12 protein-coding genes are annotated in these 17457 nt (G+C 65.8%); 2 read left to right on the forward strand and 10 right to left on the reverse strand.

Going from position 1 to position 17457, the window contains the following annotated elements:
• Nucleotides 1-86: 86 nt before the first annotated feature.
• From ACI3L3_RS03245 to ACI3L3_RS03290, 10 genes are all read right to left on the reverse strand, one after another.
• Entirely contained in the window at nucleotides 87-1280 is a 1194-nt protein-coding gene (locus tag ACI3L3_RS03245) for a glycosyltransferase family 4 protein (RefSeq protein ID WP_404843658.1), read from the reverse strand.
• Nucleotides 1270-2481: a glycosyltransferase family 4 protein gene (locus ACI3L3_RS03250; protein WP_404843659.1), complete on the reverse strand. Its 1212-nt coding sequence runs from the start codon at nucleotides 2479-2481 to the stop codon at nucleotides 1270-1272. Before ACI3L3_RS03250 ends, ACI3L3_RS03245 begins: the two co-directional genes overlap by 11 nt.
• Complete coding sequence (locus ACI3L3_RS03255) at nucleotides 2478-3482, reverse strand: GDP-mannose 4,6-dehydratase (RefSeq protein ID WP_404843660.1); 1005 nt, start codon at nucleotides 3480-3482, stop codon at nucleotides 2478-2480. The genes ACI3L3_RS03250 and ACI3L3_RS03255 overlap by 4 nt, the downstream gene beginning before the upstream one ends.
• A gap of 65 nt (nucleotides 3483-3547) precedes the next feature.
• On the reverse strand, nucleotides 3548-4636 hold the full coding sequence (locus ACI3L3_RS03260; RefSeq protein WP_404843661.1) for a glycosyltransferase family 4 protein: 1089 nt from the start codon (nucleotides 4634-4636) through the stop codon (nucleotides 3548-3550).
• Nucleotides 4626-6929, reverse strand: a complete 2304-nt coding sequence (locus ACI3L3_RS03265) for a glycosyltransferase (protein WP_404843662.1) — start codon at nucleotides 6927-6929, stop codon at nucleotides 4626-4628. The genes ACI3L3_RS03260 and ACI3L3_RS03265 overlap by 11 nt, the downstream gene beginning before the upstream one ends.
• A 3-nt stretch (nucleotides 6930-6932) precedes the next feature.
• The gene (locus tag ACI3L3_RS03270) at nucleotides 6933-8114 is read right to left on the reverse strand and encodes a glycosyltransferase family 4 protein (protein ID WP_404843663.1); all 1182 of its coding nucleotides are present in this window, start codon (nucleotides 8112-8114) and stop codon (nucleotides 6933-6935) included.
• Nucleotides 8111-9328 (reverse strand): glycosyltransferase family 4 protein, encoded by a 1218-nt coding sequence (locus ACI3L3_RS03275; RefSeq protein WP_404843664.1) that lies wholly within the window; start codon nucleotides 9326-9328, stop codon nucleotides 8111-8113. Before ACI3L3_RS03275 ends, ACI3L3_RS03270 begins: the two co-directional genes overlap by 4 nt.
• Nucleotides 9325-10365, reverse strand: coding sequence for a glycosyltransferase family 2 protein (locus ACI3L3_RS03280; RefSeq protein WP_404843665.1), 1041 nt, complete (start codon nucleotides 10363-10365; stop codon nucleotides 9325-9327). The genes ACI3L3_RS03275 and ACI3L3_RS03280 overlap by 4 nt, the downstream gene beginning before the upstream one ends.
• Complete coding sequence (locus ACI3L3_RS03285; RefSeq protein ID WP_404843666.1) at nucleotides 10362-11261, reverse strand: alpha-1,2-fucosyltransferase; 900 nt, start codon at nucleotides 11259-11261, stop codon at nucleotides 10362-10364. Before ACI3L3_RS03285 ends, ACI3L3_RS03280 begins: the two co-directional genes overlap by 4 nt.
• Nucleotides 11262-11291: 30 nt before the next feature.
• Complete coding sequence (locus ACI3L3_RS03290) at nucleotides 11292-13448, reverse strand: methyl-accepting chemotaxis protein (RefSeq protein ID WP_404843667.1); 2157 nt, start codon at nucleotides 13446-13448, stop codon at nucleotides 11292-11294.
• 644 nt (nucleotides 13449-14092) lie between these two features.
• Between ACI3L3_RS03290 and ACI3L3_RS03295 the strand changes: the two genes are divergently transcribed.
• Nucleotides 14093-15550, forward strand: coding sequence for a PLP-dependent aminotransferase family protein (locus tag ACI3L3_RS03295; protein ID WP_404843668.1), 1458 nt, complete (start codon nucleotides 14093-14095; stop codon nucleotides 15548-15550).
• Nucleotides 15551-15736: 186 nt separating this feature from the next.
• A complete protein-coding gene (locus ACI3L3_RS03300; RefSeq protein WP_404843669.1) occupies nucleotides 15737-17440 on the forward strand; it encodes a glutamine--tRNA ligase/YqeY domain fusion protein in 1704 nt (567 codons plus the stop codon).
• The last annotated feature ends 17 nt before the right edge of the window (nucleotides 17441-17457 follow it).

A 17457-nucleotide genomic window follows, 5' to 3' on the forward strand; every position in this document is an offset into this window, starting at 1 on the left:
GGGGCCTGCGCTCCTTGAGCGCAACCTGCGCAGCCGCAAAAACGGAAAAAACTCCCGCCACACGCGGCTATCCACTCCTCTCCCTCTTATCGGCCGCCCTCCGGAAAAATGTTTAGCCTTCGCAGTGATTGCGCATACACCTGTTCAATCTGCTGCGCCATGGCATCCGCCCCGTGGCGCGCCTGCACACTCAGGCGTCCGGCACGGCCAAGGGCGGCGCGGCGCTCGCCGTCGCGCAGGACGAAGTGCAGAGCCTGGGCCAGCTCCCCGGCGTCTCCGGGCGGCACCAGCAGGCCGGTGACGCGGTGGTCCACAATATCCGGTATGCCCCCAACGTCCGACGCCACAACAGGCACGCCCATAGCCATGGATTCCAGCAGCACCCGCCCCATCCCCTCGAAAAATGACGGCAGCACCGTAACATCGCACGCGCCAATGCCCGCCCGCACGTCCTGCATAAACCCCGCAAACACCACGCTGTGGCCCAGCCCCAGCAGGTGCGCCAAATGCTCCAACTGCTCGCGGGTTTCGCCCTCGCCCACCAGCAGCAGCCGCGCGCCGGGCAGGCGCGTGCGCAGGGCCGCAAAGGCCTCCAAGAGCACCTCATGCCCCTTGCCCGGCCACAGCTTGGAAATCATGCCCACCACAAGGGCGTCCGGCGGCACACCACACTCACGCCGCAGGCGGCGCTTTCGCCGTGGGCTTACCGGGCGGAAGCGCTCCAGTTCAATGCCGCTGTAGATGATGTGGTGCGATGCCCCCGGCCGGAGCACCCCTTCGCGCCGCGCCCATGCCTCAAGGGGACGCGAGATGAAAATCATGTCATGGCACCACCGCGCGGCGCGGCGCTCCAGCAGGCGGAACAGCCAACGCCGCCACGCCGGTTCCCGGTCATGAAAGGCGAAGCCGTGCACGGTGTGGACAATAACGGGGACCCGCGCCAGATGCGCGGCAAGGCGGCCGATGAACCCGGCCTTGGAATTGTGGGTATGGACGACGTGATAGCCCCCCGCCCGCAGGATGCGCGAGACCTCATACAGGGCAAGCAGGTCGCGCAGCGGGGCCACGGGCTGTACAAAATGCGGCACCTCGTGAACGCGCATCCCCGCGCCGCGCACCACATCAAGGAGCCGCCCGCCCGGAGCGCAGGCGAGTTCGACATCGTATCGCTCTCGGGGTAGGCCCCGCATGGACAGAAAGGTGTTGATGCCCGAGCCGCTGACCACGGGCAGGGTATGCACATGCAGAACGCGGACCTTCCCCTGCCGCTCAGCCTTCATCCGCCACCCGCCGCACGAGGGACTCAAAGGCATCCGCCACAAGCGACCAGGAAAAATGCTCCGCCGCGTGGTCACGAAGCTGCCGGGCAGACAGCGCAAGGTGCGCCGGGGGCGACAGCATTTCCTCCATCTTGCGGCGCAGGGCCGCCGCGTCGCTGCCATCCACCACATAGTCGCCATCCAGCGTGCCGAGGACGTCCGGGATGCCGCCCTGCGGCGTACCTATGACCGGGGTCCCGCAGGCCCATGCCTCGGGGATGACAAGGCCAAACCCCTCCAGCACCCGAGTTGGCAGGACGAACCAATCCGCCGCGCCATACAGGTCCGGCAGGTGCTCTTCATCCACGTGCCCCCACAGCCGCATGCACTCGTCCACCTCGGCCTCGCGCACCTGCATGCGCAGGCGCTCCTCCAGCAGGCCGCGCCCGCCTATTACCCCATAGCCCGTGGACCGCAGCGCTTCGCTCCCGGCAAAGGCCTCAATAAAGTTCTCCAGCCCCATACGCGGGGCCAAGTTGCGCACGGTGAGGAAGATGGTCTTGTCCTGCGGCAGGCCCAGCCGCTCACGCGCGGCGCGCCTGCCCCCTTCGGGCAGCCGAAAGCGCGCAAGGTCCACCCCGCCGGGAATGCGTACCACCTTCTCCGGCGGCGGCTGGTGATACTCCGTCACCTTGCCCGCCATGTAGCGCGACAGCACAACCACAGCGCCAGAGCGGCGGAGAATGCGTCGCTCCATACGGCGCATCATCCACGCGGCCATGGAGGTCAACGCGCTCACGCGCCCAACGCCGTTGAGCCGGCGGATGAGGAATTCCTCATGCCATGGGGAATGGAAATAATACACCGACGGCACGCCGCGCAGCCGCCCGGAGATGTGCGGGCCAAACGCGGGCAGACACTGATGGATGACCGCCACGTCAAAGCGCGGACCGCCAATGGCGTCGAAGCACTGCACACTGCCGCGTAGTTCTCGGCGCAGCGCCGGCACAACGCCCACTTCCACACCGGGGAAGGGGAAACGGTGCACGGTAACGCCGTCCGCCACCTGCTCGCGCTGAGGGAAGGCGCTGTGCGTATTGCGGGTGACGACGTGCACCTCGTGTCCGCGCCGCGCCAGCTCCACGGACGACTGCGTCGCCATACGGCCCGCCCCGCCCGTGGTATCGGGGAACCACACATCGGCAAAGACGGCTATTCTCACAGCGCCACCTCCCGCATCTCCGGCGGTCCGCCAGCGGCGAAGAGCGCCATGTCATGGTCCACCATTTCACGGACCAGCGTTTCAAAGTCCACCTTCGGCTCCCAGCCCAGCTCACGCCGCGCCCGCGAGGCATTGCCGCACAGCACATGCACCTCCGCCGGACGATAAAAGGTCTTATCCACCACAAGGTGCTCGCGGTAATCCAGCCCGACATGCCGGAAGGCCAGGTCCAGAAAATCGCGCACGCTGTGGGTTGCTCCGGTGGCGATGACATAGTCGTGCGGGGCGTCCTGCTGCAGCATGGCCCACATGGCGCTCACAGAATCACGCGCGTGCCCCCAGTCGCGCCGGGCCTCAATGTTTCCAAGACGGATGGTGCTCTCCAGCCCCAGCCGGATGCGCGCGGCGGCCATGGAAATCTTGCGGGTGACGAATTCCGCCCCGCGCCGGGGGGACTCGTGGTTGAACAGTATGCCGGAGACGGCGAACATACCGTACGCCTCGCGGTAATTGCGCGTCAGCTCCATGCCAGCCATCTTGGATATGCCATAGGGCGAGCGCGGCTTGTACGGGGTAGATTCATCCTGCGGAGACAACGACGCATTGCCGAACACCTCGCTGGACCCGGCAAAATAGAAACGGCAGTCCGGTGCCTGCCGCTTAAGGGACGACAGCATATAATGCGTGCCGTTCAGGTTGGTCTGGATGGTGGAGAACTCATCCTCGAAGGAATAGGACACAAAGCTTTGCGCCGCGAGGTGGTAGCATTCATCGGGCTGCACGTCCGCGATGATGTTGAAGAGACTGGCGTAGCTCTCCATGGACGCGCTATGCAGCACAAGCCGGTCCTGAATGTGCAAAATGCGCCGGAGCCTGCTTTGTGGATATTCAAGGGCCACGCGGCGCACAACGCCATGCACCTCGTAGCCTTTTTCAAGCAGAAGCTCCGCAAGATAGCTGCCATCCTGCCCAGTGATGCCCGTAATGAACGCTTTCTTCACGACGATACACCTCCCATTGTCACGAACATACGGGAGGTTAGCGTCCATGTCGAGGCATGGTGTTCTCAAATGCTGTCAAAGAGTTCCCGAATATCGGCCACATGGGCGTCCCACGCACGCGGGCCAACGCGCGCAGCCACTGCCGCAAGGGCCTTTTCGCACACGCGCCGCCGCTCGTCGCCGTCCTCAAGGCGGGCAAGGGCCACGCGCCATGCGTCATGGTCCTGCGGCGGGGCGAACAGGGCTGCACCGCCTGCCGTCTCGCGCAGGACAGGGATGTCGCTGACAATAGCGGGAACGCCGCAGGCCATGGCCTCAAGGGGCGGAAAGCCGTAGCCCTCAATAAGCGCCGGATGCAGCAGGCAAAACGCCCCCCTATACAGCGCCGGAAGCGCCGCCTCCGGCACAAGGGGCAGCCACACCGCCTGCGCCGTGGGATAGCGAGCCTGCCACCATAGCCGCCACCGGTCCGAACATCCGGCAATAACAAGAGGGCGGCCCAGCGTCTCGCTCAGGGACAGCGCCACGCCAATATTCTTATGCGGGCGGCCATTGCCAAGGACCAAGACGTACCCCGGCGCAAGGCCAAGCGCGCCGCGATGCGCGGCGTCATCCACCTGCGGCGTGGGCGAAAACTCCGCCGCGATGCCGGAGTGCCGAACCCGCGCATCGCGCCCTGTCCAGCCCATCAGCGCCGCCGTGGCATCACGACTCCAGCGCGAAACGTACCACGTCAGCGCGGCGCGGCGCAGGCCGTGGGCAAGACGCACCCGTGCATAGCGCGCCCGCCACGACGTGCGGTAGCGCTCGTGGGTGATGTTCAGGACGTCATGGACAATATTCACAACGCGCGCCGGCCCGGCCCACACCGGAACCTTGGGGTATGGGGACAGCGTTACCGCGCTGCCCCGCGCAAGGCGCGACAGCGCCACCTCGGCGGCGAGGCGGCTGGCCGGGAGTTCGCGCCGCACAAGACCTGGACATTCCTTAGCAATGTGCGCGGCGCACGCCGGGCGTACGGCAAGGCGTACCTCGTCTGCACAGCCCGACGCCACAAGGGCGCGAACCAGCCCATCCAGAACGCGGCTGATGCCCGTTCCCCCTTGCGGCGGGTACTCCCGCCCATCCACAAGGAGCGTCCGGCTACGCGCCATGCGCGCTCCCTCCGCCCTGCTGCGCCGCGCAGGTCAGCACCGCGTCCACCACATCCTCCGGCTCCACGGCCAGCATGCATTCATGCGCGCGTGTCCGGCAAAAGCTCTCACCACAGCCAAGGCATTCCACATCGTGAGCGGCTACTTCCATATGCACACCATCCGGGCATGGTTCGTGCCCGGCCGAAGGCCCGGCAATGCGCACCGTGCGCGCCCCGCACAGGGCAGCAAGGCGAACCACCCACGTGGGCGGCCCCACCACAACATCGGCGGCGGCAATAGCGTCCAGCACGGCGGGCACATCGCACCCCGCGCGCACCCGCTCCGTCCCCCGGTGCCAGCAGGGCGGCACATCGGGCACAGGGTCCCACACGGTCCCCAGCACCTCCACCTGCACGCCGCGCTGTTCCAGTTTGGTCGCAAGCTGGCAAAAGGCCGTCATGGGCCACTGCTCGGTGGCAATGGAGGCAAGCGGATGCAGCGCCACCCGCAACGGCGCATCCGGGGTCCGCGCGCTGCGGGGCCGGCACAGACCGGACAGCAGTTCAAGGGCTTCTTCGGCCTTGTGCACAGCGCGGCATGGCCGCGGCGCACCGTCCCGGCTCACCTGCTCCACACGCACCAAACGCCGCCATAACGGCGTGCATTCCCCGCCGGGCAAAACAGCGCGAGACAACAGCGCCGCGCGCCCGCATCCGGCAAGGCCAGCGCTCACCGCCCCGGACACCAGCCCGGCAAGGGCGGTGCCAAGCGCGGGACCAACCTCGCCCACCAGCACGCGCCCATACCCGCCGCGCCGCGCCAGACGCAGGGCCATCAGCAGGCCCAAAGACGAGTGGACATCGCACAGCGTGACATGCACGCCCGGAATGCGCACCGCGCATTCCGCCACCGCGCCGCAAGCCAGCACATCCACTCCGCCCGGAACATCACGCGCCGCAGCGGCAATGGCAGGCAGCATCTCCACCCCGGCCTCCGCGTCACGCGCGGGAAGAATCAGAACCGGCCCTGCCGCGGCTTCCCGCGCTCGCGGACGCCACAACCACGCCAAGTGTACAAGGACGCCGCGTCCGGCGCGCGCCATCAGCCGCCGCACCATACGCATAAGGGAGGACGTGGGCGGGCCGCCGCCCTCAGCGTGGCGGCGCAGTCCGGCATACAGCACCGCCATGCGCCGGGCATGGCGCTCCACACTAAAGGCCCGCTCCGCATGGCGGCGGTTCACTACGCCTGCGGCGCGCCGCAGTCCGGCGTCCTCAGCAAAACGCACCAAGGCCCGGGCAAAGGCCTCCTCGTCCCCCGGTGGGACAGCGCGCATGCCGCCGGCGGGCACGGCCTCGCGGTTTTCGGGAATATCCGTGGCAATAACGGCAAGGCCCGCGCTCATGGCCTCCATCAGCGCGCGGCTCAGCCCCTCCGCCGTGGACGGCAGTACAAACACGTTCAGCGCCGAAAACAGCGCCGCCGGGTCGTCCACGGCGTCATGCAGGGTCACCCGGCCACGAAGCTGGGGGGCGTCCGCCTCGCGCCGCAGCGTCGCCACAAAATTGGCGTCCAGCATGTTCCCAGCGCACAGCACATGCGCATTTTCAGGCAGACCCAGCTCCATGGCGCGGGTGAGCGCCCGCAACAAAAAACGATGTCCCTTGCGCGGAATATAGTTGCCAACCAGCCCAAAGAGCACAGCATCGTCTGCAACACCTAGGCGCTGGCGCACGGCCGCGCCGCGTCCGTCATCCGGGCGAAAATCCTGCGTATCCACGCCATTGATAATGGTGACAAACCGCCCCGGCACATACCGCTCCAAACGCGGGAACCGCATCCGCCGCGCCGCGCCGGACACAAACACCACCCGCCGCGCCAGCAGCGCCAGCACCACGTCATACACCGCCACATCCCGCGCGGACTCGCGCACATGCCACACCATGGGCACCCCTGCCAGCCGGCCGGCAATCCCGGCATAGAGCGCCGCCCGCGAGCGCCCCGCATGCACCACATCAACGCCCCGCCGCCGTAGCAGCCGCCACATGCGGTACAGCGTGCGCACCGCGCCAACGGGATGGCGTAACGGCGACGGAATGGGCAACACCTCTGAGGCAACGCCCGCAGCGCTGAGCCGCAGGCGCACAGGCCCATCCGCGCTGACCACGCCAAGGGGTTCCACCTGGCGAGCGCGCGCCAAAGCGCGCAGCAGCGCAAGCGCGCTCCATTCACCGCCGCCAAGGAATGTACTGCGGCCCATGATGTATGCAGCCCGAACAGCTCTGTCGCCAACCTCTGCACGCCGCGTCATGACTCACGCTCCGGTCACATCGTGAAAGACCGCCTCGTATCCCGCCGCTACAGCGTCCCAAGTATAGCACGCTTTGGCCTTGCGGCGTCCAGCCTGCCCCATGGTCCGCCGCAGGTCCGGCTGGGTGAGGATTTCCACCACCGCGCGCCCCATGGCCTCGTGGTCCAGCATCGGCGTCAGCAGCCCAGTACGGCCATGCTCCACCACCTCGGCCACGGCCGGGTCGGCGGCAGCCACCACCGGACGGGCGCACGCCATGGCCTGCGCGGCCACAATGCCAAAGGTCTCGTAGGTGGAATGGAACACAAACGCCTCGCTGGCCTGCATCAGCGCAGCCACATCCGCATCCGGGACAAATCCGGCAAAGCGCACGGCGTCCTCAAGCCCAAGCTCACGCGCAAGGGCCTCGCATGCGCCGCGCTCCGCGCCCTTGCCGCCAATGACCAGCACCGCACCCGGCACGGCGCAGCGAACATGCGCCATGGCCCGGACCAGAACGTCCACCCGCTTCACTGCGTCAAACCGCTGCAGCGCAAAGAGCAGCGCGCCCCCTTCCGGCACGCCCCACTGCCGCCGGATAGCCGCAGTGCGCGCAGGGTCCTCCACGGACGGCAAATCCACGCCCCCGGGCAAAATCGGCAGCGGCGGGGAATTCGTCCCCCACACCGCACGGCGGCACCAATCTGTGATGACCGTTGTTTGGGCCACGCGCCGCCCCACCATCCGGTGCCACCACCGCCACAGCGGCGGCACGCCCGGCCCAGGAACGTCGCGCCCGGTCAGGGAGAGAACGGTTGGCACGTCCAAAGCGCGCTGCGCCCACACCGCGGCAAGGCCCGTCGGCATACAGTAGTGGACGTTCACCACATCCGGCCCAAAATCCCGCACCGCGCGGTGCATGGCCGTCACGGCGGACAGGGAAAAGGGCGCAATGGCCCCGCGCATGATGCGGTGGCCGCGAAGGCGCATCAGGCTCCACGCATCATCAAAGCGCACCACGTCAAAATTCACCAGCCCGTCGTACTCGCTGTGCCCAATGCGCTTCACCACACGGCACGGAAGCTGCGGGGTGACAAGGCGCACTTCGTGCCTCTGGGCAAGGCGGCGCAGGACGTGCAGCAGCAGAAGCTCCGCCCCGCCAACCGCAGGCAGGAATGTGGGCGACATGGCAAGAATGCGCATCATCCGCCCTCCTGCCCGTCAGTCCCTTCACTCACATGGCGCAGGAAGCGCTCCCAGCGCGCAATGCCCGCCCCCTCGTCAAAATGGTCCACAAGGTCATGGTAGCCCGCCCAGCCCATGTCCCGCGCACGGTGCGGGTCGGACAGGATATCATCAAGGGCGTGGGCAAGGGCGTCCGCATCCCCCGGCGGCACAAACAGCCCTGTGCGGCCATGGTCCAGCCACTCGGGAATAGCCCCGCTCCGCGCCGCCACCACAGGCAGCGCAAGGGCCATGGCCTCCAGCCCCATAAGGCAAAACGCCTCCGGACACAGGGAGGGCGCCGCCACCACATCCGCCCCGCGCATCACCCGCCGCACCCTGTCGCGCTCCAGCCAGCCATGAAAGACCACCCGCTCCCCAAGGCCAAGGGCCTGCGCGCGCTCACGCATGGGCGCAAGGTCCGGCCCATCACCAACAATGCTCACACGCGCCGGAAGCGTCATACGGGCCGCAGCGTCCAAAAGCACGTCCACGCCCTTGCCCTTGTTCACGCGGCCGACAAACACAATATGCTGACCACCCTGCGGTCCATCAGGCGTCTGCGTGGCGGACAGAAAATGGGGGAGCACCGTCACCGCCGTTGGATCAAAACCATTGTGCACCAGCATGGCCCGCATAAAGCGGCTGGGCACGGCCATATGCACGCCGCCCCGGTGCAGGGCCAGCATGCGGCGAAGCCGCGCGATGATGGGCAAACCTTTGGCGGGATGCCGCGGCATGCACCGGTGGACATAGGCCCGCATCTGACAGGCGTAGCCCACAGGATGCGGACAGAGTTCCGGCGCGCCGCTGCGGGTGCCGCGGCGCAGGGTCTTGCGCCCCTCCGGGCAGACAAAGCCGACATCATGCACCATACGCACGCAAGGCGCGGCGCGGCGCAGAACCTCCACCAACGCGGGCTGGCGGACGTGGTGCATGACCACAACATCCGGGGCGTGCTGCCGCACCACCTCCTCCACTCCGGCAAGGCGGGCGGCGAGGTTCGAACACTGCGGCGCGGTGACGCCATCCACACACACGGCGTCCACGCCCTCGGGCGGGATGTCTTTGTCCTCCAGGCGGCCATGCAGGATGACGTTTGCATGCCCGCGGCGGCCAAGGCCGATGCACAGCAGGTGCAGCATCCGCTCCAGCCCGCCCTCAACAAGATTTTCGGAAACGTGCAGTATTTTCATACGCCGCGCCCCCACGTCAGGCGCTCCCCAACGCTGCGCATAGCCCGCTGGGGACACAGCGCCGCAGCGCGGACCATCAAGGGCAGCGCCCGAACGGGCGACACCCGCCACAGCCGCGCCGCCACACTCCACAGCCTGCGCCCCGCAAGGGCGCTGACGGCGCGCCGCTCGGCATCCTCAAGGCGCATGCGGCGCACAAAGGCCCGCCGCGCCTCGCTCACCAGCGCTCCATATGCCGCCACCCCACGCGCCACCTCGGCGCGGGAGAGGCCGTCCTCACCGGGGACAGGATGCGGCAGAGGGTTCCAAAAGAGTTCCTCCTCGCCCACCGCGCGGCCAATGAGCCACGACAGGTGCCGCGCACGGGCGCGGGCATCCGCCGCAAGCTGGCGCTGGCGCGCGGCGCTCACCGCGCCCGCGTGTCTGCGGTAAATCACAAGTTGATCGGGAATATTGGCAAAACGGGTGCGTCCGGCAAGGCGGGTCCACAGGTCATGGTCCTGCGCGGCAAGAAAGGTCACGTCATAGCCGCCCACCTGTTCAATGACCCGCCGCCGCATGCACACGGTGGGATGGGCGAAGGGATGCCCAAAGCACAGCGCCCATGAGATACGCGCGTGGTATTCATGCAGACGGTACGCTCCGGCGGGGCGTCCCGCCTCGTCCACCATGCGGACCCCCGTACCCACAACACCAATGCTGGGATACTGGCGCAGAAATTCCACCTGCCGCTCAAGGCGCGTGGGCAGGGATTCATCATCGGCGTCCTGCCGCGCGATAAGCGGGGCGCGGGCGGCGCCAAGGGCCCGGTTCAGGCTCCATGCCACACCTCGGGGGCGGCTGTTGCGCAGCACCCGGATGCGGCTGTCGGCGTACTGGGCCAAAATATCCGGAGTGGCGTCCGTTGAGGCGTCGTCCACCACAAGGCACTCCCAGCGCGTCAGCGTCTGCGCCAACACACTCTCAAGGGACGCGCCCAGCCATGCGCCGCCATTTCGCACCGGCAGCAGGATGCTCACCACGGGCGGCGCGTTCATACCAGCCTCCAGCGCGCGGGGCAGATGTCGCGACTCCTCCGCGCGGCCCGGCGGGGACCAAACCACTGGCGCGGGGCCACCACTACGCTGTCCGGACGGCGGTCCAGCCACGCCCCCCACCAACTGAAGCTGGAATTGGCGATGACATGGCGCTTGCACAGGCTCATGAGGCGAATATCCTCCCACGGCGCGCCTGCATTGCCCTCTACACAGGTGACAGGATGCGGCAGGTCCAGATTGTCACGCGCCCAATCCGGGTCGTCGGAAAAGAGAAACACATGCGCGTCGTCCAGCCCCTCGCAGGCCGCGGCCACGGCCCGCGCATACCATGCGGGAGTCAGCTCCGCATACAGCCCCGCAAGCTCCGGGTCCGTCACATAATCCCCGCGCCGCACATGCACGCTGATGCTGCGGGTGGCCTGCATGTGCGCGGCCAGCGCCGCATTCGCGCCCGCATACGGCGCGAGGAAGGTCAATTCCCGCGCCACCTCCTCGGCAATGCCGGAAAAATACGCTTCACTCTGCCAATAGCCCTGCAGGTACACGCTATCGCCAAGGGCCCGAAACTGGGACAGCCCCCTGCCCGGTCCCTCGCAAAACGTGACCGGAACGCCCATGGCCGGACGCGGCGCGAACACGCGCGCGGCAAGCGCCCCTGCCCAGCGCGCCACGCGCCCTCGTGGCGGCGGCGCAGGCGGAAAAGCCGCCACATCGGCAGGTTCGGCCTGCCGCGCCGCAACGGGGTAACGAAAGATATGGCATTCCCGCCCCCGCATATCAGGAAACCCCGACACATCAAGGCGCAGTGGGACACCCCACCGCGCCGCAAGGGCGCGACCCGCAGCGTACTGGAACATCTGATTGCCCAGCCCGCCCTGAAGCCGCGCGACGATCACCCCACGCCTCCACAGGCGCAGGGCCACAATTTACAGCCGCTGGAAGTCGTCGTCCTCACTCTCGCCCTCCATATCCAACGTGACACCACCCGTAGGCGCGCCGGAGTGCTGGCCCGCCGTTTGGCCCGCGCCCTTCTCAGGCGCGCCGTCCGCTGTTTTGCCCGTGGCGGCGTCCGGCCCTGAGCGGGACGACTGCTCCCGCTTTTGCGCCGCGCCGCTGGCCACCGCTGCGCGCTGTGCGCCCGCCGTCGTCTGCGCCCTGCCGCCGTGCCTTTCGGGTGGCGCGAGCCGCGGGGCATGTGCGCCGCCACCATCCACAACAAAGAATCCCATGGCGCTCTGCAACTGTTCCGCCTGCGCGGACAGCTCCTCGGACGTGGCGGCCATCTGCTCTGACGCCGCCGCGTTCTGCTGGATAACCTGATCAAGCTGGCTTATGGCCGAACTAATCTGCTCCGCGCCCTGCCGCTGCTCCGCGCAGGCCGCTGCAATGTCCTGCACCAGTTCTGCGGTGCGCTGGATGTCCGGCACAATGGACGCCAGCTTCTCACCCGCTTCCTCCGCCACATCCACGCTGGAGCCGGACAGCTCGCTGATTTCCTTGGCCGCCTCGCCGCTGCGCTCCGCCAGCTTGCGCACTTCCGCCGCCACCACGGCAAAGCCCTTGCCGTGCTCCCCGGCCCGCGCCGCCTCAATGGCCGCATTCAGGGCCAGCAGGTTCGTCTGGCGCGCTATTTCCTCCACAATGCCTATTTTCTCCGCAATCTCACGCATGGCCCGCACCGTCTGGCGCACCGCCTTGCCGCCCTGCTCCGTCTCCGCCGCGGCCTTGACCACCAGCTCCTCAGTGCGGCGCGCGTGGTCGGCATTCTGGGCAATGTTGGACGTCATCTGCTCCATGGAAGAGGACACTTCCTGCACGGATGCCGCCTGCTCCGTCGCCCCCTGCGACATATTCTGGGACGAAGCGGACAGCTCTTCACTGCCCGAGGCCACATGCTCCGTGGCGTTTTGCACGTCCTGCACCACGGTGCGCAGCTTGTCGCCCATGGTCCGCATGGACGCCGCAAGGCGGCCCACCTCGTCGCGCTGGTCCACGGCCACTGTGGCCGTCAAATCGCCCTGCGCAAAGGACTCGGCAAACCGCGCGCCCTCGCGCAGCGGATTCATGATGCCGTTGGAAATGATGATCGCCAGCACAAGGCCAAGGGGCAACGCCACAGCGCTCAGCGCTGTTATGCCAATCTGTGTGGTCTGCGCGGCGTCCAGCATCTGCTGGTCCGTCATAATGCTGCTGGTAATGGTTTTCTGCGCTGTGCCCAGCAGGGTCTGCACCCGTTCCAGGTTCGGACGCGTTACCGTGTTGTACTCCTCCAACGCGGCCCGGCGGGCCTGCATCTTTTGCCCATGCCACGCAATGACGCCATCCAGCGCCGCAAGGGTCGCCCGCGCGTGGGGCATAACCTCGTCCGCCATGTACTGCTGCGCCTGCGCCACAAGGCCCGCGCCCAGCAAGGCGTTTATCCGCCCCGCCGAGGCATGCAGCGCCGCATGCGGAGCACGCACCGCTTCCAGAGCCTGCGCAAAGCCCGGATATTCGCCCTCAAGCGCCGCGCATTCCGGCGACGCCATCCACACGCCAAGGGCGCAATGCGAGGGGTCCATCTCCACATCCACCTGCCGCGCTCCGGCCAGCAGCGCCGCCTGTACGGCGTTCACCCATTGCAGGTGCTCCGCCTTGCGCGCGTTCAAAAACGCCGCTAGCTGCGGGTCCACGTGGCTAAACCGCTTGGCGATGGTCACGGCGGATTCATGCAGGGCGCGGTGCGGGGCCTCCACCTCGGCCAGCGGCCCAGCAAGACCGGGGATGAGCGCCTCGGCCTTGGCCCGACCTTCACCATAATACCATTTGCCGAATCCGCACAGTGTATGATTAGTCTGCACATCAAGATTGCGCACGGACTCGTCAGTCAGGAAGGCCGTCACCTTCTCGGCCCATTGCATGTGGTCCACGATGCGCTGGTTCAACTCGCCGCGCAGGGCATTGCCCACAATAACCTGATGTGCGTTGCCGACAATCTGGTTCACCCCAAGGATGCCCCAACCGCCCACCAACGCCAGCAATCCAAGCGTCGCCCCAAAGGCAACACCAAACTTGACCCGTAATCCACAATCCTTCCACGCCATCCGGCACCTCCGGCTGTCGAAAAGGAGCATTATTGCCACCTCTCCCGGCCGCAGCCGGGCACACCACACATGAAGTATAGCCATAATCTCCGGCGCGAAGCAACGACGCGCCAAACGTCACGGACAGTTACTGCCGGTGCTCCACGGTATGGAGGTGGGCAACACAGCGTGGCACTGGCGTGCAATATCCGCCCATGCCGGGCCAAAACAGAAAAAGCGCCCCCAGCCGCATGGCTGGGGGCGCTAAAAAAAAAGACAGGGCCGCAGCTTTCGCTACGGCCCTGTTACCGCCGGTTCGGATTCGATTCGCAACACTCCCGACCTGACGGCTTCGCATAGGGAAGGGATACCGTTCAGTGGGGTTTGGGAGGGGTGCCCTAGGCCCACTGATTTCGTCTTGACGAGGCCTAATTAATCACACCAACTGTTACGGCGACAGATACAGATACAAAAAAAATCACCCGGGACAGTTTTTTTCATCCCCGCTTGGGAAAAAGCGGACACAACCCTGTCACAGCCTCATTTCCAGCGGCAATACGCCCTTGAAATCCGCGCTTGACTTTCTGCCAGATTCCCGCAAACTGCACCCAATACAGATACAGATTGCCCAAAATCTGTGCATAACAGATTGCCGGAGAGGATATATGACCGTGCAGACAGAAAGCTGGAAAGAGCAGTTCCGCTACCAATCCGTGGAGCAGCACATCATGGGGCTCATCGAGTCCGGCACCCTCAGCCGGGGCGACAAGCTACCCTCGCTGCGGTCGCTCTCGCGCACCATGAACCTGTCCATCTCCACCATCAGTCAGGCCTATTTGGAACTGGAAAAGAAGGGCGTGGTGGAATCGCGCCCGCGCTCCGGCTTTTATGTCCGCGCGGCCTCGCACCGTCTGCCCGCGCCCACACGCAGCGAGCAGACCCCGGCAGAGCCAAAGCGTGTCAGCCGCAACAAGCTCATCCTCACCGTGCTGGAGACGGTGGGAAATAAGGAAATTGTTCCCCTCGGCGTCATCTGCCCCGGCACCGAACTGCTGCCCGGCAAGTCCATGAACCGCATCATGAACCAAGTGCTGCGCGAAGACCCCGGCGCGCCGCTGGCCTACGAGACCGTCTCCGGCAACCCGGAACTACGCAAGCAACTGGCCTATCAGGGTCTTGAACGCGGCGAGCGATTCCGCCCCGACGACATCATGGTCACCAACGGCGCCATCGAGGCCGTCTACATCACCCTGCGCTCGCTCACGCGGCCCGGCGACATCGTCTGTATTCAATCGCCCACGTACTACTGCTTTCTCCAACTGCTGGAGACCCTTGGCCTGCGTGTGGTGGAGGTGTCCTCCTGCCCCAACTGCGGCATCGCCCCGGCAGAGCTTGCCGAGGTGCTGGACAAGTACGACATCAGCGCCTGCATCTTCTCGCCCAATTTCAATAATCCCGACGGCAGTCTGACCCCGGACGATGCCAAAAAAGAAATTGTGGATATGCTCGCCGAGCGGGAGATTCCCCTTGTGGAAGACGACGTGGCGGGCGACCTGCACTTTGGCCCCGAGCGTCCCGGCACCTTCAAGCGCCACGACGAAAAGGGCCTTGTTGTTCTGTGCTCGTCCTTTTCCAAAACCATCGCCCCCGGCTACCGCGTGGGCTGGATGGTGCCCGGCCGCTTCCGCGACAAGGCCATGGAAATCAAGGCCACAACCAACGTCTGCGTCGCCAGCCCCAGCCAGATGGCCATTGCCGAATTTCTGCGCCAAGGCCTCTACGAGCGGCACAGCAAGCGCCTGCGCTCCGCCTTTGCCAAGCAGGCCGACACCATGCACCTACACATGGGCCGCCACTTTCCGCCCGGTACCCGCGTCACCCGCCCCCAAGGCGGCATGGTGCTGTGGGTGGAACTCCCCGAGTGCGTGGACTCCGTCAAATACTTCTACAAGGCCAAAGCCGCAGGCGTGGGCATCGCCCCAGGCAGCATTTTTTCCACACAGGACAAGTTCAAGAACTTCATCCGTCTCAGCTGCGGCGGCGCGTGGACGCCGGAAATTGAAAACGGCCTGTCCACCCTCGGCGCCATAGCTTCGGAAATGGTCGCCGAACCGGACAAATAACGCGGCCTGCGCGGCGCCGTACGGCCACAGAATCCGCGCCAGCCGTTTGACCGAACTGTGCTTTTTCCGTATTCACGGGCAGCCGAGCTGCGTGCCACGCGCACCGTGCTGGCCCGGCTTGTCAATTCATGCGATACTAAGGGGTACTCCGCGCCCCTGAACGAATTCATACAGAGGTACCACAACATGGCAGCGCCAGAGACGAACGAAACCGGTCGCGTCAAGCATTTCATCCGGGCCATCATCGACGAAGACCTTGCATCCAAGGCCGTCAGCTCCGTCCACACCCGCTTTCCCCCGGAACCCAACGGCTACCTGCACATCGGCCACGCCAAGGCCATCTGCCTGAACTTCGGCCTCGCCGAAGAGTACGGCGGCAAGTGCAACCTGCGCTTTGACGACACCAACCCCGTGAAGGAAGACGTCGAATACGTCGAATCCATCAAGGAAGACGTGCGCTGGCTCGGGTTCGACTGGGAAGACCGCCAATTCTTCGCATCCGACTACTTCGATAAGCTCTACGCCTACGCCGAACAGCTCATCGAGCTCGGCAAGGCCTACGTGGATGACCTCTCCGCAGAGGAAATCCGCCAGTACCGAGGCACCCTCAAGGAACCCGGCAAGGATAGCCCCTACCGGAACCGCTCCGTCGAAGAAAACCTCGACCTCTTCCGCCGCATGAAGGCCGGTGAATTCGAGGAAGGCACCCACGTGCTGCGCGCCAAAATCGACATGGCGCACCCCAACATCGTCCTGCGCGACCCCACCATCTACCGCATCCGCAAGGTGGACCATCACCGCACAGGCGACGCATGGTGCATCTACCCCATGTACGACTTCGCGCACTGCCTCTCCGATGCCATCGAAAATATCACCCACTCCATCTGCACGCTGGAGTTCGAAAACAACCGCGCACTCTACGACTGGGTGCTCGATACCCTCGGCATCGCCCCGCGCCCGCACCAGTACGAAGCCGCGCGCCTGAACCTCACCCACACCATCCTCTCCAAGCGCAAGCTCATCCAGCTGGTGGAGGAAGGCCACGTCTCCGGGTGGAATGACCCGCGTATGCCCACACTCAGCGGCATCCGCCGCCGTGGCTATCCCGCCGCCGCCATCCGCACCTTCTGCGAACGCATCGGCGTGGCCAAGGCCAACAGCACCGTGGAAATCGCCATGCTGGAACATAGCGTGCGTGAAGAACTCAACGCCACCGCCCCCCGCGTTCTCGGTGTGCTCGACCCCGTGAAGGTCGTCATCACCAACTACCCCGAGGATCAGGTGGAAGAGTTCGAAATGCCCTACCACCCCGAAGACGAGTCCATGGGCAAACGCAAGGTGCCCTTCGCACGCGAAATCTACATCGAGCGCGACGATTTTATGGAAGAACCGCCCAAAAAATTCTTCCGCCTCGCCCCCGGACGCGAAGTGCGCCTGCGCTTCGCCTACTACATCACCTGTCAGGACGTGGTGAAGGACGAAAACGGCACCATTACCGAAATCCACTGCACCTACGACCCCGAAACCAAGGGCGGATGGTCCAAGGACGGCCGCAAGGTCAAAGGCACCCTGCACTGGGTCAGCGCCCAGCACGGCCTGCCCGCACAGGTGCGCCTCTATGACCACCTCTTCGCCAAGGAAAACCCCATGGACGTCGAAGAAGGCGGCGCCTTCACCGACAACCTGAACCCCGACTCCCTCACCACGCTCACAAACTGCGTGGTGGAACCCTCCCTCGCAGACGCCAAGCCTGGGTTCATCTGCCAGTTCGAGCGCAAAGGCTACTTCTGCGCCGACAGCAAAGAACACACACCGGAAAACCCCGTGTTCAACAGAACCGCGTCCCTGCGAGACTCCTGGGCCAAAATGCAGAAAAAAATGCAAAAATAACCCAGCACCCACACGAA

The organism is Desulfobaculum sp. SPO524 (assembly GCF_044987625.1).
Lineage (GTDB): Bacteria > Desulfobacterota > Desulfovibrionia > Desulfovibrionales > Desulfovibrionaceae > Desulfobaculum.